Source organism: Chryseobacterium sp. Marseille-Q3244, assembly GCF_940807095.1.
In the GTDB taxonomy this organism is placed as follows: Bacteria; Bacteroidota; Bacteroidia; order Flavobacteriales; family Weeksellaceae; genus Chryseobacterium.
Window position 1 is genome coordinate 1 of sequence record NZ_CALNWX010000006.1, and the last position, 21,446, is coordinate 21,446.

Consider the following 21,446-nt stretch of genomic DNA (forward strand, 5'->3'; position numbering starts at 1 on the left):
CCAGTCCAAGAGTTAAAACAGGGAATCAAAATAGTGATGACGTCCCGTGATTATATTTATAATAGAGCAAGAAATGATCTGAAAGAAAGTGCATTTCCTCTTTTTAATGAAAGCCAGGCTTTTTTCTATTGGAATAAAACACTCCAAGATCTCCTTCTGAATTTACAACCAGTACAAAGACCATCTTGACAGGTAGAGTCTTTGTACTATTTTTTTAATGAAGGTTTTGAATTTAAATTTCACCGTACAATAATCGTACAATTAATAAAATAAAAAAACCTTAAATTATTGACTTTTAATAATTTAAGGTTTTGTTTTAGTGGAGTTGGAGGGATTCGAACCCTCGTCCAAACAAGCAATACATAAGCTTTCTACATGCTTATTCTACCATTGATTTTCGACTGAAGGCAGAGGATAGACACCCAACTTCCAGCTTATCTTCTGAGTTTTTCGAATTTCAGCCGAAGCTTCTGAAACCTTATTTCCGCATTCCTATATCCCAGGATCAAACGCCGCAGAACAGAGCATTTGTGGAATATCTTGCTTCCCTACTGAAATCTTCGGGAAAACGCTTGATCTACTATACTTCGATATTAAGCTGCAAGAGCGAACTCTTCGTTGCCAGTTAAAATTTTGTAGCAAGGGATTATAGAGATCGCGCTACGGTTCTCTGCATGCTTACTTACCCATTGGTCTTGCTGTCGAAACCAGTCAACCCCATGAATAAAGTGAATGCAAAGATAGTGCTTTTTGTTCATATTTCATTCATGTAGATTATTTTTGATGATTACTACTGTATTCTAAGAGCTATAATAAGGGTCTATGGTGTTTCTTCCTAATAGGGTAAAGTCAGGACGGAAGAATACTTCTCTTGATAAAGTGTAATGATTGTGGATAAAATTATTTTTAATTGTAATGCCTTTTAATGCTAGGTTTTTTAGGAGATAAAGATAAAAATAGTGATAGTTTCATGTAATATATTTTGTAATTCAAGAAAAAATGTCTAGTTTTGCAATCCAAAATGAGATGTAAAATATGTTAATAATTCCAGTTAAAGATGGTGAATCCATCGACAGAGCTTTAAAAAAATACAAAAGAAAATTTGATAAAACAGGTACAGTTCGTCAATTAAGATCTAGACAAGCGTTTATCAAGCCTTCTGTAACTTTGAGACAATCTAAGTTGAAAGCTGCTTACAAGCAAAGAGCACTTAGCAAGGAAGAGCAGGCTTAAGAATTTTTCTTAAACACATATTAATTCACTTCTTAAATTCTTATATTTGAGGAGTGAATTTTTATTTTATATCCCATGATGCTGGAAAAGTTTTTAGAATACTTACAATTCGAAAAAAGGTACTCTCCTCATACGATTACAAGCTACAAAAAAGACCTTGACGACTTTTCCCATTTCTATCTCCGAACAGAATCTTCCGACGATATTTCTAAAGCTGATAAAAAGATCATCAGAAACTTTATTGTTGATTTAAGTGAAAACAATATTTCCAAAAGAAGTATCAATAGAAAATTATCCTCTCTCCGCAGTTTTTATCTTTTCCTTTTAAAGATAGGTGAAATTAAGGTTTCTCCTACTGAAGGTATATCTTCCCTGAAATTTTATGCTGAGAAGCAAATTCCCATGTCTAAAGAAGAAATGGAAGATCTTAATGATAAGATCCTGGAGTACACCCCTGATATCCTGGAAAAATGTATTATGGAAGTCCTTTATCAGACCGGAATGAGGAAAGCGGAGCTTTGTGGCCTGATATTTGAAAATGTTAATATAGACGGAAATGAGTTAAAAGTAATAGGGAAGGGAAACAAGCAAAGAGTGATTCCTATTTCTGAAGACTTGTCTGCACTTCTTAAGAACTATTTGGAAATAAGAAAACCGCAGGAAGAATATCAGTTCTGTTTTTTTGTCAATAAGAAAGGGAAAAAACTCAATGAAAAATTTGTTTATGTGGTAGTTAATAAGTACCTTAGTCTTATAACAACGAAAGAAAAAAAAAGTCCTCACATCCTTCGTCATAGCTTTGCTACACACGTTTTGGATAATGGGGCGGAGATCTCCAAAGTGAAAAAAATATTAGGGCATTCCAGTCTTGCCAGTACTCAAGTCTATACGAATGCTAATATTGAACAATTGAAAAAAGTGTTTAATCAGGCTCACCCTCGAGCGTCAAAAAAAGAAGAATTATGAAGATTTCAGTACAATCAATTGGTTTAACTCCACACGAACCACTAGAATCACACATCGACAAAAAAGTAAGCAAGCTAGATACATTCTATGATAAAATTCAAGAGTGTAAAGTATTTCTAAAAGTAGAAAACAATGCTGATAAAGCTAATAAAACAGCTGAGATTATTTTAGCGGTTCCGGGAGATGATATTGTAGTAAAGAAGACATCTGCAAGTTTTGAAGAAAGTTTGGACCTTTGTGTTGATACAGCTAAAAAGCTACTAATCAAGAAAAAAGAAATGGCGTAGAAAAAAAAGTTAAAAAAAGTTTATAAAATATTTGAGAATTCAAAAAATCCGTTCTATATTTGCACTCGCAAAAAAGGAACAGCGATCTTTTGAATTCTTTTTTATATTTGCCTCCATAGCTCAGTTGGCCAGAGCACGTGATTTGTAATCTCGGGGTCGTGGGTTCGAATCCCTCTGGAGGCTCATAAAAATATAAATCTTTGGGGAGATTCCAGAGTGGCTAAATGGGACTGACTGTAACTCAGTTGCTTCGGCTTCGTAGGTTCGAATCCTGCTCTCCCCACTTATATTTTTTAAAAAAAAAGTTTGCAAGATTAAAAAATAATTCTTAGTTTTGCACAGCGTTTACCAATGGTTTTGTAAACAAAATCGCGGAAGTAGCTCAGTTGGTAGAGCGTCAGCCTTCCAAGCTGAATGTCGCGGGTTCGACCCCCGTCTTCCGCTCAACAAAAATCGATATTTAAAGTTGATTTTTTTAACACTGAAATGTGTAGAGTAGAGTTTCTCTATCAGTTTCAGACTAATTGTTAAATTGCCTCCATAGCTCAGTTGGCCAGAGCACGTGATTTGTAATCTCGGGGTCGTGGGTTCGAATCCCTCTGGAGGCTCAATTTAATATAAAATATCTGGGGAGATTCCAGAGTGGCTAAATGGGACTGACTGTAACTCAGTTGCTTCGGCTTCGTAGGTTCGAATCCTGCTCTCCCCACTATATTTTATATTAGAAAAAAGTTTGCAGAATTAAAAATTAATTCTTAGTTTTGCAAAGCGTTTACCAATAATTTTGGAAACAAAATTGCGGAAGTAGCTCAGTTGGTAGAGCGTCAGCCTTCCAAGCTGAATGTCGCGGGTTCGACCCCCGTCTTCCGCTCAATAAAAATCACGCTCCTTAGTGTGATTTTTTTAGTTAATGCCGACTTAGCTCAGCGGTAGAGTGCTTCCTTGGTAAGGAAGAGGTCACGGGTTCAAGTCCCGTAGTTGGCTCTCGAATCTCCCGAATTTCTTCGGGAATTTTTTTTGCCCAAATTTTGTTATTAATCTTAGGCCAAGAAAAAAATCACGAGGCTGATAAAGTAAAATAGTTATACAACTGTTTAAAAAATAGCAAAAAGAATCCTTCTTTCGAAATTTCAATGGATAAACCAGATTCGTGATCTTTTGTGTCGAAAACTTTAAAGTCTTCTATTCTTCTCAACTTTTACCCCCAATCAGTAATCATCATAAAAATTTTCGTTACATTCGTGTAAAATAATTTTTGATGAATATTCTTTTATTAGAAGATGATCTCATTCTTTCTGCGGAACTTTGCCGATTTTTAGAATCCAATAATTTTACCTGCGATAAAATCTATGACGGAGAAACTTTCCTTCGTCAGATTAAAAATAATTCCTATGATCTGTATTTGCTTGATATCAATGTCCCTAAAATAAACGGGCTGGATGTTTGTCAGACGATTCGTTCTTTTGATAAGAGTACGCCTATCATTATGATCTCTGCCTATGGAGATATTTCAGATAAAAAAGATGCCTTTACCCGATTGGCTGATGATTACCTGGTAAAACCTTTTCAGTTTGAAGAACTCCTTTTAAGGATCAATTCTCTGTTGAGAAGAAAAATGCCTTCAGATACCTCTGATCAGGATATTATCAGAATAGATGACCTTATTATCAACAAAACGGAGCAAAAAGTGTATAGGGGCGGAAATGAAATAACCCTTACTTTAAAAGAGTTTCAGTTATTGGTTTATCTGGCAGAAGCACAGGGCAGGACTGTCTCTAAACAGCAGATTACTGAACATGTTTGGGAACACAACTTTAATACCAATACCAATACGGTAGAAGTATACATTAATTTTTTAAGGAAAAAAATTGATAAAGATTTTAAAATAAAACTAATCCATACCCGTTCCGGTTTCGGATATTATTTAAGTCCATTGTAGATGTCTTTAAAGAGAAAGATAGCTCTAACAATTAGTATCGCCTTTTCATTGCTTTTTGGAATGGTGATGGCGGTCATTTATTTATCTTTCAATGATTTCAGAAGGGATGAGTTTAAGGAAAGATTCAGACAAAGACTGGAATTTACGACCCATTTTATTTCAAAGTCTAAAGATTTTGAAGAAGAAGCACCCATCTTTTTCAATGAAAATTCGGATAATATTCTTTTGAATGAAAAGATTTTAATTTTTAATGAACAGAAAGAACTGATCTACAGTACGATTAAAGACCGAAATGTTACCTGGGATAGTGCCATGCTTAAGGAGCTGGATAAAAAGAAGATTATTTACACAGAGAAAACAGTTCCGGAGATTTATGCAGCACTAAGAAACATTAATGGAGAGAATTATTATATTCTTACCAGTGCCTTTGATACCAACGGGAAATCAAAGTTGGGTTTTCTAAAATATCTTTTGATTACTGCTTATGTGATGAGCACCCTTCTTATCGGCTTTTTCAGTTATTACTTTGTAGAAAAGTTTCTTCGTCCTTTAGAAGATCTGAATAAAGAAATTTCAGAGGTAACAGCACATAAATTAACCACTCAGATTCCCGTTCAGGAATCTAATGATGAAGTAAATGTTCTTGCAAAATCTTTTAATACAATGATTGTACGGCTTAACGATGTATTTCAGTCGCAGAAAGATTTTACAGCAAGTGCTTCTCACGAAATCAGGACCCCTATTACAAGAATGGCATTTCAATTGGAAAACCTGATTAAATTTGAAGAACATTCTCCAAAGACACTGTCTTCATTACAGCAAATTCAACGGGATGTTTATCAGTTGTCAGATCTGACGAATTCACTACTGCTATTAACGAAGTTTGATAAAGAAAATATTCAAAGCATTTACGAGGATGTAAGAATAGACGAAGTGATCTTTGAAGCCTTCGAAGGAGTGGAAAAAAGTTATCCTGATCTTAAACTGGATTTTCTTATTGCTGAAGAAACTTCGGAAAATGCTTTTCTTACCATTAGCGGCATTCAATCATTATTGGTGATTGTCTTCATTAATTTATTCAAAAACGCAGCGGTTTATTCTGACAATACAGAAGTGAGAGTATTGATAACCGAAACGAATCATAATCTTAGTGTTGATGTGATTTCCCATGGAGCTACCATTTCGGTAGAAGAACAGACTAAGTTATTTGAAGCTTTTACAAGAGGAAATAATGCCCAAAATATTTCCGGTTCCGGCTTAGGGCTAAGAATTGTTAAGAGAATTCTTGAATATCATGATGCTGAAATTATTTATTCTTCTCCCGATGAATACATGAATATGTTCACCGTAATTTTTAAAAAATAAATTTTCAGAACTACTTATTACTCAAAAGCCGTTACCATTTTTGTTAAACTTCAGATTAAATTTTCTAAAAAAAATCAAAGGTTGGAGAAAAATTTTAAGTTTTAGAGTTCCATGATCTTATCTTAAAGCTCCTATTTAAGGTAATTTTAATATTTTTTTAATCCTCATTTAAGTTTCTTTTAATTGTAGCCAAGCAATTTTGTAATTTAAAAAGAAAATAATGAACAGAATTGCAGTGCTGTGCCTGGCCGTTTCCTCATTCATGGCGGCACAACAGCAAATGTCTCTTTTGGATTGCGAAGAAGCCTTCCAGAAGAACAATCTTCAGCTGCTTGCGGAACAATACAACATCAACATGGCGGATGCTGATATCCTGCAGGCTAAAATCTGGGAATTGCCACAATTGAGTGGACAGTTCAATGCTTATAATCCTGAAGGTAAAAAGTTTTTTGATGTTGGTCATTCAAAAGGAGCAGGCATTACCCAGCTAATTTATATGGGGGGTAAAAAGAAAAATGAAATTGCTTTTGCAAAATCGAATAAAGAATTGGCCCAGCTTCAGTTTTCTCAACTTCTTGTTGATCTGAGAGCCCAACTCCGTACTACTTATTTTAATCTTTACTACGAAAAATTAAAGCTTGAAAACACTGATAAGCAATTAGGGTATATGAATGACCTGTTAAGCGCTTATCGTGTACAGTCAGCTAAAGGAAATGTTTCCCTTAAAGATGCGGTGAGACTGCAAAGTCTGGTCATTCAGCTGAATCATGATAAGCTTGAAATCAACAAAAATATACTTGGTTTTGAACAGAATTTAAAAGTTCTTACCGGAATTTCAGAAGATATAGAACCTTTGATGCCCGAATCTGAAGCCAAAGAAGCACTGGCAACTCAGCCTTTTGGAGATGAAGATGAACTTAAAACTAAGGCATTGGAAAATAATGCAGATTATCGATATAATTTAAAATTAATTGATAATAGTAAGCTGTATGCCCAATGGCAGAAATCATTGAATGTACCGGATCTTAATGTGGGTGCAGCATGGGATCAGGCTGGAGGAACTTTTAACAATGAAGCGAATCTGACATTAGGAATTCCTTTACCATTATGGAGAGTGAACCAGGGAAATGTAGAAAAGGCTAATTATGCGATTCAGCAGAATCAGAAAAACGCAGACTTTCAGAAACTGACCCTTGAAACAAAGGTACAGGCAGCTTATAAAACCTGGAAAGCGCAATACGAGCAGCTTGCAGATATCAAAACAACAGATCTTCAGAACATGGATCTGGTTTATAACGGTATGATGACAAATTTCAGAAAAGGAAATGTAAATCTTATTGAATTTACAGACTTCATGGACAGTTACAGAGAAACTGCTCTTCAGATTTATGATATGAAGAACGAGATCATGCAGGCAGCAGAACAACTTAATCAATTAGTACAAACGAAAATCTTCTATTAAACATGAAAACTTATATTATTCCAGTATTAATGATCTTATCATTGATGGCCTGCTCAAAAAAGGAGGAAGAAAAAAACAATCCGGCTAAAAAAGGCTTTGAACTCAGCAATACCATGCTGAAATCTATTTCCCTGGCGAAGGTTGAACAAAGAAATATAGAAGATGAATATAGTTTTTATGGAAAAATCTCCGCAGATAAGAACAGCTATATAGATGTTTATCCATTGGTTGGAGGAAATGTCATGAGTGTAAATGTAGAACTTGGGGATTATGTGAGAAAAGGTCAGGTACTGGCGACTATCAGGAGTACGGAGCTTGCCGAAATTCAAAAAGATGTGAGTGATGCTAAAACAGACCTTGTAGTGGCTAAAAATAACCTTAGAGTTGCTAAGGAACTCTACGAAGGAAAACTAAATACAGAAAGAGATGTATTGGAGGCAAAAAGCCAGCTACAGAAAGCAGAAGATCAATTACAGAGAGCTGCGGCTGTAAGTACTGTTTATAATGTGAAGTCAGGAAATATATACAGTGTGGTAGCACCTATTAACGGATATATTGTACAGAAAAGTATCAATAAAGATATGCAGCTGAGAAGTGACCGAAGTGATAATATTTTTGATGTTGCCAATACCACCAATGTTTGGGCCATTATGAATGTTAATGAATCGGATATTGAAAAGATAAGCCTTGGAATGAAAGCTCAGGTGTCTACACTTTCTTATCCGGATAAGGTCTTTGATGGAAAAATTGATAAAATTTTTAAAATCATTGATCCGCAAACCAATGCGATGCAGGCAAGGGTTGTTCTGGATAATGCTAATGGATTATTAATTCCGGATAGTAAAGCTACTATAAAAGTTTCCAGCCTTGAAAACAATACAATGCTGACTGTTCCTTCCAAAGCAGTAATTTTTGATGATAACAAAAGTTTTGTGGTAATTTTTAAATCCAGAACTGATGTGAAAATAAGAGAAGTGAAAGTACAGAAACAGGTAGGTGATGTTACTTATATAGCAGATGGCCTTAAAGAAGGAGAAGAAGTGATTACTAACAACCAGCTTCTGATATACCGCTCTCTAAACAGCTGAAAATTGTAGTGATTTAAAATAAATTCTTTCAACGGCTTTTTTAGGTCATCAATGTATCTATCATGAATAAATTCATAAAAAATATAATCGCTTTTTCATTAAAGAATAAAGCATTTACCTTTATCTGGGTGGCTATTTTAGCGATTGCCGGATTTATAAGTTTCAAAAATATGCCTATTGAAGCTTTTCCGGACGTTACCAATACCCAGATTGTAATCATTACCCAATGGAATGGGCGTAGTGCAGAAGAAGTAGAACGTTTTGTTACTACTCCCATAGAATTGGCGATGAGCCCGGTTCAGAAGAAAACCAGTGTGAGAAGTACCACGATGTTTGGTCTCTCCATTGTGAAAATTCTGTTTGACGATGGGGTGGATGATACTTTTGCCAGAAATCAGGTCAATAACCAATTAAGAACCATTAGCCTGCCTGACGAGGTGGACCCTGAAGTACAACCACCCTACGGGCCAACCGGAGAAATTTTCAGATATACACTGGAAAGTAAAACAAAAGATTCCCGTAAACTGCTGACCCTGCAAAACTGGGTGATAGACCGTGCCTTAAGAGGAGTGCCTGGGGTAGCGGATATCAATGTTTTTGGTGGACAGGACAAAGTATTTGAATTAAGTATTGATCCCAGAGCACTGGATAAATACAATCTGACCCCCCTCCAGGTGTATGATGCCGTTACCAAGAGTAATCTTAACGTTGGAGGAGATGTCATTGAAAAGAATGGACAGGCTTATGTGGTAAGAGGAATAGGTTTGGTAAAATCTATTACAGATATCGGAAATATCACCATTCAGAATGATAGCGGAAACCCTGTTCTGGTAAAAAATGTGGCAGAAGTTCATGAAAGCTCTATGCCTAGAGTAGGACAGGCAGCCCTAAATAACCATGACGATACCGTAGAGGGAATTGTGGTGATGAGAAAAGGGGAGAACCCAAGAGAAGTTTTGGTAGGGGTAAAAGCTAAAATTAAAGAGCTGAATGAAAAGATCCTTCCAAAAGATGTAAAAATGGTGACCTTTTACGATAGGGATAACCTGATGGATTTTACTACTAAGACTGTGATGCATAACTTGATTGAAGGGATTGTACTAGTGACTGTAATCGTTCTGATCTTCATGGCGGACTGGAGAACTACGCTGATTGTTTCTATCATCATTCCATTATCCTTATTGTTTGCTTTTTTATGTCTAAAACTGGCTGGGATGAGCGCAAACCTACTTTCCCTTGGAGCCGTAGACTTTGGGATCATCATTGACGGAGCCGTCGTCATGGTGGAAGGACTCTTTGTAATGCTCGACCACAAAGCCCATCGGTACGGAATGGAGAAATTTAATAAATTAGCGAAAGGAGGCTGGATCAAACAAACCGGAACTGGTTTAGGAAAAGCAATTTTCTTCTCAAAGCTGATTATTATTACTTCATTGATTCCAATTTTCTCTTTCCAGAAAGTAGAAGGGAAAATGTTTTCACCTTTAGCCTTTACTTTAGGATTTGCATTGATAGGAGCGTTAATATTTACTTTAACACTGGTTCCTGTTCTTTCTCATATCCTTTTAAATAAAAATGTAAGGGAAAAAAATAACCCGTTTGTTAATTTCTGGGATAGAATTGTGTTAAAAGGTTTTAATCTAACCTTTAAACATAAAAGAACAAGTATGATTGTTGCTATTTCATTCCTTGCAGTAACATTGTTTTCCGGAAAATTCCTTGGAACTGAATTCCTACCGCAGCTTAATGAAGGTTCACTTTGGATCACCGCAGAAATGCCAATGAGTTCATCTTTAAAAGAATCTTTGAAAACAGCAGATCTTTTGAAAAAAGACATTATGAGTTTCTCAGAAGTAACAGATGTTCTGGCACAAACAGGAAGAAGTAATGATGGTACAGACCCGAACGGATTCGGATTCGTGCAGTTTGCCGTAAACCTGAAACCAAGAGATGAATGGAAACGGAAAATCACGTATGATGAACTCATTAATGAAATAGACCAAAAGCTTAGAAGTTACCAGGGAATTACCTTTAATTATTCGCAGCCGATTTCAGATAACGTGGCAGAAGCTGTCGCAGGTTTTAAAGCCGAGAATGGTATCAAAATCTATGGAGACAATTTAGAAACCTTAGACAAGTTAGCGCATGAGATTCTAGGTAAGATTAAAGATGTTGACGGAGTAAAAGATCCTGGTATTATTAAAAATATCGGTCAGCCGGAAGTAAGTGTAGTCTTGGACAGAGATAAGATGGCAGCTTATGGAGTAATGCCCGCTGACGCACAGGCTGTACTGGAAATGGCTTTCGGAGGAAAAACAGCTTCCGAAATGTTTGATGGAGAAAGGAAATTTCCGATTCGTCTTCGTTATTCCCAGGAATATAGAACCAATGAAAATGACATTGCTGCTTTGATGGTTCCTACTCAGGATGGTGCTAAAATCCCTTTAAAAGAGATCAGTACTATTGTGAAAGATAATGGAGCTGCATTTATTTACAGAGATAATATTAAAAGATATATTGGAGTGAAGTTCTCAATCCGGGATCGTGATTTGGGAAGTACCATTGCAGATGCCCAGAAAAAAGTAGCCACTGTTGAACTGCCGGATGGATATTCAGTAGGCTGGACAGGGCAGTTTGAAAACCAGCAGCGTGCTTCACACAGATTGGCCCAGGTCGTTCCCGTAAGTATTCTGATGATCTTTTTCCTTCTGTTTATCCTGTTTGGAAATATGAAAGATTCCCTTCTGGTTTTAGCGAATGTCCCATTTGCTCTGATTGGAGGTATTATTGCCTTGCATGTTACCGGAATCAATTTCGGAATCTCCGCAGGAGTAGGAATGATTGCCCTGTTGGGAATATGTATACAAAACGGAGTTATTTTAATTACAGAATTTCACCAGAACGTTAAAAATGGGTTGGATATAGATAACGCAATATTAACCGGAGTGAAATCAAGAACCAGACCGGTAATTATGACCGCTCTTATGGCTTCTATAGGATTGATGCCGGCAGCATTATCTACAGGAATCGGATCAGAGTCTCAAAAGCCTTTAGCTATTGTAATTATTGGAGGACTTATAACGGCCACCATACTTACTTTGCTTATTTTTCCGATTATTTTCTGGATTTTTAACAGGACTAAAAGGGTAAGCCAAGCCTGATTATCTTTCATTTTATATATTAATTGAGCCTGAAATATTCTGTATTTCAGGCTCTTTCGTGAAAGAGCCTGTAAAAGGTATCAGAAAGTTTTTTTCAATCCGGAAAAATGTGTAAATTTGCAGTCTCAATGCATCGAAATATAAGGTTTGTCCTTCATTGGATGAGAATATTGAAAGTTTTTTGAATAAAAAGTTTTTGGTATTTAAAAATTCATTATATTTGCACACCGAAAATTTGAAAAACAATAAATAAATAATTTTAAATCATGGCAAAGGAAACGTTTAATCGTAACAAACCACACTTGAACATTGGTACTATTGGTCACGTTGACCATGGTAAAACTACTCTTACAGCTGCTATTTCTGCTGTATTAGCTAGCAAAGGTCTTGCTGAGAAAAAAGACTTCTCTTCAATTGACTCTGCTCCAGAAGAAAAAGAAAGAGGGATCACTATCAATACTGCTCACATCGAGTATGAAACTGTAAAAAGACACTATGCTCACGTTGACTGTCCAGGTCACGCCGACTATGTTAAGAACATGGTAACTGGTGCTGCTCAGATGGATGGAGCTATCGTAGTATGTGCTGCAACTGATGGTCCAATGCCTCAAACTAGAGAACATATCCTACTTTGCCGTCAGGTAAACGTACCTAAGATCGTTGTTTTCATGAACAAAGTTGACATGGTGGATGATCCAGAATTGTTAGAGCTTGTTGAAATGGAACTTAGAGATCTATTAGCTACTTATGACTTTGATGGAGATAACTCTCCAGTAATCCAAGGTTCAGCTCTTGGAGCACTTACTGCAGCTACTAACGGTGACTCAGAAGATAAGTGGTTCAAAACTGTTGAAGCTCTAATGGATGCAGTTGATGAGTGGATCGACGAGCCAGTAAGAGATACTGATAAGCCATTCTTGATGCCAATCGAAGACGTATTCTCTATTACAGGTAGAGGTACTGTAGCAACTGGTAGAATCGAGGCTGGTGTTATCAACACTGGAGATCCAGTTGATATCGTTGGTATGGGTGAAGAAAAATTAACTTCTACTATTACAGGAGTTGAGATGTTCAGAAAAATCCTAGACAGAGGTGAAGCTGGTGATAACGTAGGTCTATTGTTGAGAGGTATTGAAAAAACTGACATCAAGAGAGGTATGGTAATCGCTAAGAAAGATTCTGTGAAGCCACACAAAAAATTCAAAGCATCTGTTTATATCCTTTCTAAAGAAGAAGGTGGACGTCACACTCCATTCCACAACAAGTACCGTCCTCAGTTCTACGTAAGAACTACTGACGTTACAGGTGAGATCTTCTTACCAGAAGGTGTAGAAATGGTAATGCCTGGTGATAACTTAGAGATCACTGTAGAATTGTTACAACCAATCGCTCTTAACGAGGGTCTTAGATTCGCGATCAGAGAAGGTGGTAGAACAGTTGGTTCAGGTCAGGTTACTGAAATCTTAGACTAATCATCTTAAAATAAATTAAGCTTCCGAAAGGAAACTCTCGGAAGCTTTTTAACTACGGGCATCGTCCAATGGTAGGATACCGGTCTCCAAAACCGTTGATCAGGGTTCGAATCCTTGTGCCCGTGCAAATATAAATTATGAGTTCATTTGTTGATTTTTTAAAAGGTTCTTATAACGAATTCAGACATAAAGTTGAATGGCCAAAATGGGCTGACCTTCAGTCGTCTACAATTGTAGTGACTATTGCGACAGTGATCTTGGCTTTATTTACTTTTGGAGTTGATGAATTGTTTTCAAAAGCAATCAGCAACATCATTGGAATGCTAATCAACTTGTTCAACTAATTAAAGTATTTTCCCATAATGAGCGAATTGAAATGGTATGTGCTGAAAGCAATCAGCGGACAGGAAAATAAAGTGAAAAACTATATTGAGACAGAAATCAAACGTTTAGGGTTTGAGCAGTACGTTACTCAAGTGGTTATTCCTATGGAAAAGGTTATTCAAATTAGAAACGGTAAGAAAGTTCCTAAAGAAAGACCTTACTATCCTGGATACTTAATGATTGAAGCTGAGCTGATGGGAGAGATTCCTCACGTTATCAAAAACATCCCTGGAGTTATTTCTTTCTTAAGTTTAACAAAAGGTGGAGATCCTGTTCCAATGAGAAAATCAGAGGTAAACAGAATGCTTGGAAGAATGGATGAACTTTCAGAATTCGCAAGCGATGTTGAGATTCCATATGTAGTAGGAGAAAACGTAAAAGTGATTGATGGTCCTTTCAACGGATTCAATGGTACAGTTGAGAAGATTCTTGAAGACAAAAAGAAAATTGAAGTTTCTGTATTGATCTTCGGTAGAAAAACTCCAATGGAACTAAGCTACATGCAAGTAGAAAAAGTATAATATTTACTTATATAAAATATAAAAGACTGCTATTAAGCAGTCTTTTTTGTTTTTATTACTATTAATGCTTAAGGAAATAAAGTACCAGCTATGAATATTTATATATAATAAATCATCCTTCTCATACTTTATATTGTTTCAAAGAAATCTTAATAAGCAGGGGTTTGTATTTCTGGCTCGCCTAGATTAAACAATCATTGATCTTAGCTAAAACCTAATATGGATGTAGGTACTGTATATAATCTATCAGCTTTCAAGAGTTTTCGGCTATGTTTTTCAAATAATTTGATATTGATAAAATAAAACTTATTTTATACTTTTTTATTTTATTTTTTATAATTTTTCATATATTTTTTTATTGAAAATGTAAAAATAGTAATTGGTGTTAGCTTCTTCTATAAGGCAGTTTATTATAATGTAATAATCACTTCTGTGGGACAAACTATAGGTTTTTCTTTGTTTGATAGCATTCCCGAAGATCAATTCATTTTTGATGGCATACTTCTTGTAACTTATCCCGTAATTAACCCACAAAACTTATTGTTTTTTTATTAAGTACACTGTTTCCAGATGTACAGCACATTTAATGTTTTTTAATTAAAACTTGAATTGTGAGCAATAAGGCGTGGGTAATAGAAATCTTACAAACACATAACCGACAATGACAAAAATTATTTCGATGATCCTCTTAATAGGTTCAGCAGTATCAGTGAGTGCACAAGTTGGAATCAATACTGTCAAACCTGAAAAGGAACTTACCGTGAACGGAACGATGAAGACATCTGGCATTGTTTTCAAAAAACCTATGGAAAAGCTGGGTGCCAATGAAAACTATACGTTTATTATCAAGTCCCCGGCACCGGAAAATAAAATTACGGCATATAACGATACTTTCGTCCCGAATTCACCGGCTCCTATTAACCTTATCCAGTATAAAATTACTTGTGACCCATCAGACAAGGACTGGGTAAATCAGTTTGATACCAAGATCAACTCTCAGAAATTTCTGGTTGTAATTTCTTCTTTTGGTTTTACACAGCCTATCAGAACGTATTCTGCAGACTGGCTTACTCCGATGCCACAGATATTCGCTTTTTCTTCCGGAGGAACCTGGAAATTGAAAGCCGATTATCAGGGATTCTCTCCGGATTCATCTTTTCCTACCGGAGAATGGACTCTTAATTTGCTGGTGTTTGATAGGTCATATGCTAAAGAATTTAATTCTACACAAAGTTTAGGAGCAACTGCAACCTCTACAACAGGCTCGGCCGCAGCTCCTTTAATACAATAAAAAACAAATAATGCAATGAAAAAAATTATCACACTATATTTTGCAGCATGCACATTTTTTGCTGTTAATGCACAGGTGGGAATCAATACTAAAACTCCCAAAGGAACTTTAGATGTGGAAGGAGAGACACTGGTAGAATCTTACTTGGTAGATACTGAGAATACATTTGCTGATGGAAGTTATTTACTTATTACCCGTTCTAAGGATTCTTCTCCTGTTGGGAAAGTTAAGTTATTAGATATTGCTCTTCGTAACGTTGCTCCTGTTAATACTTATAATGTTGTTTTGAAAAATGTTAATCAGGATGAAGTGGTTAATTTAAGTACAGGATTAGAGACTGACAAATATGTGGTTGCAATTACCGGAGCGACTTTTAGTGTAGCCACATCAGCGACTATTTCAACGACCACTCCCAAATCTTTTGGGGCGTATTCTGCGGAAGTAACCAAAGTTACCAGAGGAGGAAAAACTTATCATGCTGTTAATCTTGGATTTAAAGGGGCAGGAACTACTGGTTCACTGAATGGAACATGGACGTTTACTTTAAATGTTTTTGAAAGATCGCTGGTTAAAGACTGGGGTACTTTTACAGGATCTGTATCTGCATCCGGTTCACCGGTTTATTCAGGAGTTTCAACCAATACGCCTTTAGGGCTTCAGTAAAAACAAAACAATGGAAAGAAAAATTTATATCATTATGATTACCTTTTTGGGACTATTTTTAAATGCCCAACTTGGTAAAGTAGGAATTAATACAAAAAATCCTGTTGAAACACTTGATGTCAACGGAAAGTCATATACAAACGCTCTATATCTTAGAAATCCGGGAGAACCTACAATGACTGGAGGTAGTTTTTTAGCAACCTCTCAAAACGGTCTTCAACTGTATAACCCTAATCTGGAAAGCAGTGGTTTGTTCAATTATCTAAAACTTTCGCTTACCGGAGTTTCTGGTGCAGGAATTACAGATTATGATACTAAAATTGATGCTAACAACTTTCTTGTAGTTGTTCAGAACTATTCATTTAAGCTTAATGATAATTCTACCAATGTAATGCTTGATTACGGAGATAACGGGGTTAATGATAACAAGCAGGGATCTCCTGATGTGGCAGCGTTCAAAAGCAACGGGACCTGGCATATAAGAGCTAAATTTACAGATAGCAGAATTATTAATGCGAGTTCGGCCAATCCAGCCAGAACCTACAATAATTTTACAGTAGATCTGTACCTTATGGCCTATAAAAGATTGATCACAAAACAGAATATTAATGATGTGAATGCTGATCTTGGAGGAACTGACGGTTCTACTCAAACGATTAATAAACCATCAGGTTTTTAATGTAAAAACAAATTGAAGATAAAAAACCAGTCTATTGAAAAATAGACTGGTTTTCATTTTAATGAACTCTTCAATGTTTTGGGGTGTTTTGTCAATTTTAAAGGTATATATAAGATTGACTGTAGTTTTTTCAAATGATTTTATAATTTTATAGGGAATTATACTTAAAATGGGAAAAAGACTATCTTTTACATGGCTGCTGTTGTTTTTATTTGTATTGTGCTTTGGGCAGAATGGAGAGTATGGGCAATATATGAATGAAGCCAACGAGCTAAAATTCAAGGATTGGAAAAAAGCAGAAGCTAATATACAGCAGGCCAGAAAAAGTGTTACTGATAATAATTTGGGAGATTTTTATCTGGAAGCAGCAAAAATCTACAGCGATGTAAACTATTTTGATTTGGCATTGGATTATTCTAACAAGGCGTATCACATATTTTGGGGTAAAGACGAAGAAAAGACAGCCAAGATAGATGGGATTTTCGCTTATACTTATTCTCAGCTCAATGACACCAGAAAAGCGGTTACTTATTATAAAAAGCTTTTGAACTTTTATCAGAAACAAAAAAAGCAAACAGAAACCATTAAAGCATTTAATAATTTAGGAAATGCTTACCTGGTTTTGTCTAAACTGGATTCATCAAGATATTATTTTGAAGAAGGACTGAAATCTTTTGAAACCTATGATAACCCGGTGTTAAAAGCATTTGTGTTTTCAAATTTTGGTAAACTTAACTTTCTTGAAGGAAATCAGATCAAGGCAGAAAATTATCTGCTTGAAGCCAATACTATTTTAAAAAAGAATGTCATTGAAGATCATAAATCAAACTATCAGGTTAATTACAACCTTGCCAATTTTTATATCGAAACCCAAAATCCGGAGAAAGCTTTATTCTATGCTCAAAATGTAGGGAAGTATATAACTTCTAATGGAGTAAATTTTGATAATACCAATTATCTAAGAACTCTGTATAAAGCGTATCAGCTCAATAAAGATTACAAACATTCTGTAGAAACCTTTAAAAAATATGATTCTATCCGGGATCTGCTGAATATAGAAGAAAAAGCAGTGAATGTAGAACGATTGAAGGTACAACATGACTATGAACTGCAAAAAAGGCTGGATAAAATAGAACAGGATAAAAAGAATATGCTGTATGTAGTTTTGGTTATTATTCTCCTGTTGGTTGTGGTAATCAGTATTTTATTGCTGATTAATTTTAGGAACAAAGCAGAAAAGCTTCGTCTTGAAAAAAAATTGATTGAGAACCGTGAAAAACAGCTTGAAATAGATAATCAGATGAAAGAAAAAATGCTGGTCTATAAATCCATGGAACAATCTAAGATTGAGGAGATCTTTAAATCATTGCTGGAGCAGGTGAATGTTCTGAAGTCTAAGCTTAAAGATAGCGAAATTAATGAAGTTTCCAGAATTATCCATGAAATTAAACTGAATACTAAGAATGATTCATGGGGAGATTTTGAATATCATTTTCTGAATATCCATGAATCATTTTATGAAAATCTGGATGACAAGCATCCCGGATTGACGAATTATGATAAACGGCTGGCAGCAATGCTGAAACTTAAATTATCTACAAAAGAAATTTCAAATCTACTGAATGTAACTCCAAAAACAATTGAAAATTCAAGAACACGCTTGAGGAAAAAGATGAATCTTACCAATACAAAAGAAGATCTTGCTCAATATTTGAATGAGTTGTAATTATTTGTAATTTAAGTATTTGTGTTTTGGTGTGTGGAGATGATGTGGTGTTTTTTTTCTGTTATGTGGTAATTGTGTGCGGTATTTTTAACAAGGTTGGATGACATTGTATTCCTTTGTCTCCTATTTAAAACAATACCGCAATGAAAAAATTACTTACTCTTTTTATAGGCCTTTCCATAAGTTTTATGGGAAAAGCACAATGGAATCCGATCCTGGACCAAAACTTTTTGGTAACCAATGCAAAAGGAAGCTCTTTTGCTGAAACAATGAGTGATGGGAAAACTTATATTGGATTCTGGAAAAGTGTATCCGCTCCAGTGAATTTTGAACTTTGGGTTCAGATTTTGGATCAAAACGGAAATAAACAATTAGGTCCCAATGGAATTAAAGTTACAGATCAGATACCAATGGGAACTTACACGGTCGTAGAAAAAACAGCTGTAGATACATCAGATAACCTTTACATTGGTGTAACAGGAACGGGTGCAGGAACTCCGGGATATATTTTTAAAATTACTCCTCAGGGTATCTCAGAATGGCCAACCGGAATTAGCTTGGGTGAAGCTTATTTACCTACAATTCTTCCCTTATCTGATGGGAATATTGTGGTTGGATATTTCCCTCCAAGTCAAAAATATACTAAAGTCCAAATGTTTAACCAGGCCGGGCTACCAGTATGGACAGTTCCCACACAGATCGTTTCGAATGATGTTGCCAAAAATACAATTCCTGCCGACCTCTTTAAATTGGACGGGGATGAATGTGAAATTATTTTCCACAAGCAAGTATCCTTTGGTACTACAAGCTACTTGTTTGCCCAAAAGATCAATTTGAAAAGCGGGACCTTACTTTGGGATGCTCCCCAGCAGATTACCGCTAAATCTACTGCTTATAATGCAAAATATACAGGAGCTGTGGATGGGAATGTAGTGTATTAAGGGTACAGCACTGGCGAGAATATGAGGTTTGATGGATATCTTCAAAGAGTAAATGCCGATGGTACTCTGCCATGGGGCGTTTCCGGGGTAGATTTTGATACCAATCAGACCTATTTTGAAAAAGATATGAAAGTCGCTTTTGAATCAGGATCTCCTTATATCTGGTCTATTGCAAATTATAGTTCTTCATCTCAGGGAGAAAACGGAGAATTTGTACAAAAATTTGATAAAAATACTGGTGCCAGATTGTTTACGGATAACGCCAAGCAGGTATTTCCTGTAGATAATACATCAATGTTCCATTATAGCAATCTGCAACTTGTAAATGATAAGCCATATTTTGTGGTACAGAAAAAAGAAGGTACGTCACTTAATGTATCTCTGAATGCTGTTCTGTTAAAGGATAGCGGTGATTTTGAGTGGTCACAGCACTATCTTCCAATAGCAACCTTTCCTGCCTCTAAAGGGTATACAACTGTTTTGAAACCCATCAATGGACAAGGAGTAATTGTATTTCAGGAAACTAAAAATACAGAAGAGGCTCCCACGGGAATCTATGCGCAGAATCTGATCTTGCCTAATGGTACAATGGGAACGAATGATATTTCAGGAAAAAAAATCAACAGTAAACTTTACCCGAATCCGGCAACAGATATTATTCATATTGATGGATTAAAAGATCAGGATTTCAAAATTTATAATACGGTTGGTCAATTGATAAAAACGGGATTAATGAAGCAAGGAATGGTTGATATTAGTGATTTGATAAGAGGGGCTTATATTATAAAGGTGAAAGAAGAAAATATGAAGTTTATCAAAAAATAGTTTTCCATATTAGTAATAGTTTAATTAGGGAGAAGGGGAGCGGATATTTGCTCTCCTTTTCTTTTGTCAGAAAGCGAAATACGTTTACGCATATGAAAATCTGAAATGGGAACTTCTGAATATCAATTATTTTTTTAAAACTTTTTAAAAATCAGCAATATCCGTTTGTAGTTTCAAAAATATTTTATACTTTTGCAGTCCAAAAAGTAGGCTTATCATAAGTGAGTGCGATAACCTGCTGAATAATAAATGCTTCCAAACTCATTAATTATTCAAATTTAAAAAACAAACAATGGCTAAGAAAGTCTTTAAAATGGTAAAGCTTCAGGTGAAAGGTGGCGCAGCTAACCCTTCTCCACCAGTAGGTCCAGCATTGGGTTCTGCAGGTGTGAACATCATGGAGTTTTGTAAGCAATTTAACGGAAGAACCCAAGATAAGCCAGGGCAAGTTTTACCTGTAGTAATTACAGTATACGAAGACAAATCTTTTGAATTCGTTATTAAAACTCCACCTGCAGCAATCCAGCTAATGGATGCAGCTAAAATCAAGGGAGGTTCTGGTGAACCAAACAGAAACAAAGTAGGTTCAGTATCTTGGGATCAGGTAAAGAAAATCGCTGAAGATAAAATGGCGGATCTTAACTGTTTTACAATGGATTCTGCAGTTTCTATGGTTGCAGGTACTGCTAGATCTATGGGATTAAGAGTAACAGGAACTAAACCAACTTTTAACGCTTAAAACTATTAGAAATGGCAAAATTGACTAAAAAGCAAAAGGAAGCTTTAAGCAAAGTAGAAAAAGGAAGAATCTATAACCTTGAAGAAGGTTCAGCTCTTGTAAAAGAAGTGAACACTGCAAAGTTTGATGCTTCTGTAGATATCGCTGTAAGATTAGGTGTAGACCCAAGAAAAGCAAACCAAATGGTAAGAGGTGTTGTATCTCTTCCTCACGGTACTGGTAAAGATGTTAAAGTTTTGGCTTTAGTAACTCCAGATAAAGAAGCAGAAGCTAAAGCTGCTGGTGCTGATTATGTAGGTCTTGACGAATATTTACAAAAAATTAAAGATGGTTGGACAGACGTTGACGTTATCGTTACTATGCCAGCTGTTATGGGTAAATTAGGTCCATTAGGTAGAGTATTAGGTCCAAGAGGTTTAATGCCAAACCCTAAATCAGGAACTGTAACAATGGAAATTGGTAAAGCAGTAACTGAAGTGAAAGCAGGTAAAATTGATTTCAAAGTAGACAAGTATGGTATCATCCACGCTGGTATTGGTAAAGTATCTTTCGATGCTGCTAAGATCAAAGAAAATGCGCAGGAATTGATCTCTACATTGATCAAAATGAAGCCAACTGCTGCTAAAGGAACTTATGTGAAGTCAATCTATTTGTCTTCTACAATGAGCCCTGGTATTGCAATTGATACTAAATCTGTTAACTAA

General features: G+C 35.8%; 20 protein-coding genes, 8 tRNA genes and 1 other RNA gene. 28 read left to right on the plus strand and 1 reads right to left on the minus strand.

Annotated elements, in window-relative coordinates; genetic code table 11:
- Window positions 1–189 (plus strand): hypothetical protein (locus tag NBX25_RS11995; protein ID WP_250253785.1); only part of this gene is annotated, 189 nt, incomplete at its 5' end.
- Between the two features lie 128 nt (window positions 190–317).
- Here NBX25_RS11995 and ssrA read toward each other — a convergent pair.
- Window positions 318–719, minus strand: a transfer-messenger RNA (tmRNA) gene (ssrA, locus tag NBX25_RS12000).
- Between the two features lie 316 nt (window positions 720–1,035).
- Between ssrA and rpsU the strand changes: the two genes are divergently transcribed.
- The 27 genes from rpsU to rplA all read left to right on the plus strand — a co-directional run bounded on the left by rpsU (window position 1,036) and on the right by rplA (window position 21,446).
- Window positions 1,036–1,233 carry a 30S ribosomal protein S21 gene (gene rpsU, locus NBX25_RS12005; RefSeq protein ID WP_045501128.1) on the plus strand — a complete coding sequence of 66 codons (198 nt, stop codon included), beginning with the start codon at window positions 1,036–1,038 and terminating at the stop codon, window positions 1,231–1,233.
- Window positions 1,234–1,311: 78 nt separating this feature from the next.
- Entirely contained in the window at window positions 1,312–2,199 is an 888-nt protein-coding gene (locus tag NBX25_RS12010; RefSeq protein ID WP_123911821.1) for a tyrosine-type recombinase/integrase, read from the plus strand.
- Window positions 2,196–2,486, plus strand: coding sequence for an HPF/RaiA family ribosome-associated protein (locus NBX25_RS12015; RefSeq protein ID WP_034693158.1), 291 nt, complete (start codon window positions 2,196–2,198; stop codon window positions 2,484–2,486). Before NBX25_RS12010 ends, NBX25_RS12015 begins: the two co-directional genes overlap by 4 nt.
- A gap of 109 nt (window positions 2,487–2,595) precedes the next feature.
- Window positions 2,596–2,669, plus strand: a tRNA-Thr gene (locus NBX25_RS12020).
- Window positions 2,670–2,688: 19 nt separating this feature from the next.
- Window positions 2,689–2,769, plus strand: a tRNA-Tyr gene (locus NBX25_RS12025).
- Window positions 2,770–2,857: 88 nt separating this feature from the next.
- Window positions 2,858–2,930 (plus strand) — tRNA-Gly (locus tag NBX25_RS12030).
- A 90-nt stretch (window positions 2,931–3,020) separates the two neighbouring features.
- Window positions 3,021–3,094 (plus strand) — tRNA-Thr (locus tag NBX25_RS12035).
- A 20-nt stretch (window positions 3,095–3,114) separates the two neighbouring features.
- Window positions 3,115–3,195, plus strand: a tRNA-Tyr gene (locus NBX25_RS12040).
- An 89-nt stretch (window positions 3,196–3,284) separates the two neighbouring features.
- Window positions 3,285–3,357 (plus strand) — tRNA-Gly (locus tag NBX25_RS12045).
- Between the two features lie 41 nt (window positions 3,358–3,398).
- A tRNA-Thr gene (locus tag NBX25_RS12050) sits at window positions 3,399–3,470 on the plus strand.
- Between the two features lie 274 nt (window positions 3,471–3,744).
- The gene (locus NBX25_RS12055; RefSeq protein WP_123909952.1) at window positions 3,745–4,425 is read left to right on the plus strand and encodes a response regulator transcription factor; all 681 of its coding nucleotides are present in this window, start codon (window positions 3,745–3,747) and stop codon (window positions 4,423–4,425) included.
- A complete protein-coding gene (locus tag NBX25_RS12060) occupies window positions 4,426–5,790 on the plus strand; it encodes a sensor histidine kinase (protein ID WP_123909953.1) in 1,365 nt (454 codons plus the stop codon).
- A gap of 220 nt (window positions 5,791–6,010) precedes the next feature.
- Window positions 6,011–7,252, plus strand: a complete 1,242-nt coding sequence (locus tag NBX25_RS12065) for a TolC family protein (RefSeq protein ID WP_123909954.1) — start codon at window positions 6,011–6,013, stop codon at window positions 7,250–7,252.
- 2 nt (window positions 7,253–7,254) lie between these two features.
- Window positions 7,255–8,340: an efflux RND transporter periplasmic adaptor subunit gene (locus NBX25_RS12070; RefSeq protein ID WP_123909955.1), complete on the plus strand. Its 1,086-nt coding sequence runs from the start codon at window positions 7,255–7,257 to the stop codon at window positions 8,338–8,340.
- 62 nt (window positions 8,341–8,402) lie between these two features.
- Complete coding sequence (locus tag NBX25_RS12075; protein WP_123909956.1) at window positions 8,403–11,501, plus strand: efflux RND transporter permease subunit; 3,099 nt, start codon at window positions 8,403–8,405, stop codon at window positions 11,499–11,501.
- Window positions 11,502–11,767: 266 nt separating this feature from the next.
- Entirely contained in the window at window positions 11,768–12,973 is a 1,206-nt protein-coding gene (tuf, locus tag NBX25_RS12080; RefSeq protein ID WP_045501120.1) for an elongation factor Tu, read from the plus strand.
- A 54-nt stretch (window positions 12,974–13,027) separates the two neighbouring features.
- Window positions 13,028–13,098, plus strand: a tRNA-Trp gene (locus NBX25_RS12085).
- Between the two features lie 12 nt (window positions 13,099–13,110).
- Window positions 13,111–13,317: a preprotein translocase subunit SecE gene (gene secE, locus NBX25_RS12090; RefSeq protein WP_002976410.1), complete on the plus strand. Its 207-nt coding sequence runs from the start codon at window positions 13,111–13,113 to the stop codon at window positions 13,315–13,317.
- Window positions 13,318–13,335: 18 nt separating this feature from the next.
- On the plus strand, window positions 13,336–13,878 hold the full coding sequence (gene nusG / locus NBX25_RS12095) for a transcription termination/antitermination protein NusG (RefSeq protein WP_065395256.1): 543 nt from the start codon (window positions 13,336–13,338) through the stop codon (window positions 13,876–13,878).
- Window positions 13,879–14,557: 679 nt separating this feature from the next.
- Window positions 14,558–15,169, plus strand: coding sequence for a hypothetical protein (locus NBX25_RS12100; RefSeq protein WP_228412738.1), 612 nt, complete (start codon window positions 14,558–14,560; stop codon window positions 15,167–15,169).
- Window positions 15,170–15,184: 15 nt separating this feature from the next.
- Complete coding sequence (locus NBX25_RS12105; RefSeq protein ID WP_123909958.1) at window positions 15,185–15,832, plus strand: hypothetical protein; 648 nt, start codon at window positions 15,185–15,187, stop codon at window positions 15,830–15,832.
- A gap of 10 nt (window positions 15,833–15,842) precedes the next feature.
- Window positions 15,843–16,511, plus strand: coding sequence for a hypothetical protein (locus NBX25_RS12110; RefSeq protein ID WP_123909959.1), 669 nt, complete (start codon window positions 15,843–15,845; stop codon window positions 16,509–16,511).
- Window positions 16,512–16,680: 169 nt separating this feature from the next.
- Entirely contained in the window at window positions 16,681–18,237 is a 1,557-nt protein-coding gene (locus NBX25_RS12115) for a tetratricopeptide repeat protein (protein WP_250253791.1), read from the plus strand.
- Window positions 18,238–18,380: 143 nt separating this feature from the next.
- Window positions 18,381–19,178, plus strand: coding sequence for a hypothetical protein (locus NBX25_RS12120; RefSeq protein ID WP_250253792.1), 798 nt, complete (start codon window positions 18,381–18,383; stop codon window positions 19,176–19,178).
- A gap of 21 nt (window positions 19,179–19,199) precedes the next feature.
- Window positions 19,200–20,003 carry a T9SS type A sorting domain-containing protein gene (locus NBX25_RS12125; RefSeq protein ID WP_250253793.1) on the plus strand — a complete coding sequence of 268 codons (804 nt, stop codon included), beginning with the start codon at window positions 19,200–19,202 and terminating at the stop codon, window positions 20,001–20,003.
- A gap of 292 nt (window positions 20,004–20,295) precedes the next feature.
- The gene (gene rplK / locus NBX25_RS12130; protein WP_027375531.1) at window positions 20,296–20,742 is read left to right on the plus strand and encodes a 50S ribosomal protein L11; all 447 of its coding nucleotides are present in this window, start codon (window positions 20,296–20,298) and stop codon (window positions 20,740–20,742) included.
- An 11-nt stretch (window positions 20,743–20,753) separates the two neighbouring features.
- Entirely contained in the window at window positions 20,754–21,446 is a 693-nt protein-coding gene (gene rplA, locus NBX25_RS12135; RefSeq protein ID WP_045501112.1) for a 50S ribosomal protein L1, read from the plus strand.

Excerpts from the sequence above, each read along its gene's own strand:
- NBX25_RS12070 (WP_123909955.1), top strand. The coding sequence starts at position 7,255 with ATGAAAACTTATATTATTCCAGTATTAATGATCTTATCATTGATGGCC.
- NBX25_RS12010 (WP_123911821.1), top strand. The coding sequence starts at position 1,312 with ATGCTGGAAAAGTTTTTAGAATACTTACAATTCGAAAAAAGGTACTCT.
- NBX25_RS12075 (WP_123909956.1), top strand. The coding sequence starts at position 8,403 with ATGAATAAATTCATAAAAAATATAATCGCTTTTTCATTAAAGAATAAA.
- NBX25_RS12015 (WP_034693158.1), top strand. The coding sequence starts at position 2,196 with ATGAAGATTTCAGTACAATCAATTGGTTTAACTCCACACGAACCACTA.
- NBX25_RS12060 (WP_123909953.1), top strand. The coding sequence starts at position 4,426 with ATGTCTTTAAAGAGAAAGATAGCTCTAACAATTAGTATCGCCTTTTCA.
- rplK (WP_027375531.1), top strand. The coding sequence starts at position 20,296 with ATGGCTAAGAAAGTCTTTAAAATGGTAAAGCTTCAGGTGAAAGGTGGC.
- NBX25_RS12120 (WP_250253792.1), top strand. The coding sequence starts at position 18,381 with ATGAAAAAATTACTTACTCTTTTTATAGGCCTTTCCATAAGTTTTATG.
- NBX25_RS12100 (WP_228412738.1), top strand. The coding sequence starts at position 14,558 with ATGATCCTCTTAATAGGTTCAGCAGTATCAGTGAGTGCACAAGTTGGA.
- rpsU (WP_045501128.1), top strand. The coding sequence starts at position 1,036 with ATGTTAATAATTCCAGTTAAAGATGGTGAATCCATCGACAGAGCTTTA.
- tuf (WP_045501120.1), top strand. The coding sequence starts at position 11,768 with ATGGCAAAGGAAACGTTTAATCGTAACAAACCACACTTGAACATTGGT.
- secE (WP_002976410.1), top strand. The coding sequence starts at position 13,111 with ATGAGTTCATTTGTTGATTTTTTAAAAGGTTCTTATAACGAATTCAGA.
- nusG (WP_065395256.1), top strand. The coding sequence starts at position 13,336 with ATGAGCGAATTGAAATGGTATGTGCTGAAAGCAATCAGCGGACAGGAA.
- NBX25_RS12105 (WP_123909958.1), top strand. The coding sequence starts at position 15,185 with ATGAAAAAAATTATCACACTATATTTTGCAGCATGCACATTTTTTGCT.
- NBX25_RS12065 (WP_123909954.1), top strand. The coding sequence starts at position 6,011 with ATGAACAGAATTGCAGTGCTGTGCCTGGCCGTTTCCTCATTCATGGCG.
- NBX25_RS12115 (WP_250253791.1), top strand. The coding sequence starts at position 16,681 with ATGGGAAAAAGACTATCTTTTACATGGCTGCTGTTGTTTTTATTTGTA.
- rplA (WP_045501112.1), top strand. The coding sequence starts at position 20,754 with ATGGCAAAATTGACTAAAAAGCAAAAGGAAGCTTTAAGCAAAGTAGAA.
- NBX25_RS12125 (WP_250253793.1), top strand. The coding sequence starts at position 19,200 with ATGAGGTTTGATGGATATCTTCAAAGAGTAAATGCCGATGGTACTCTG.
- NBX25_RS12110 (WP_123909959.1), top strand. The coding sequence starts at position 15,843 with ATGGAAAGAAAAATTTATATCATTATGATTACCTTTTTGGGACTATTT.
- NBX25_RS12055 (WP_123909952.1), top strand. The coding sequence starts at position 3,745 with ATGAATATTCTTTTATTAGAAGATGATCTCATTCTTTCTGCGGAACTT.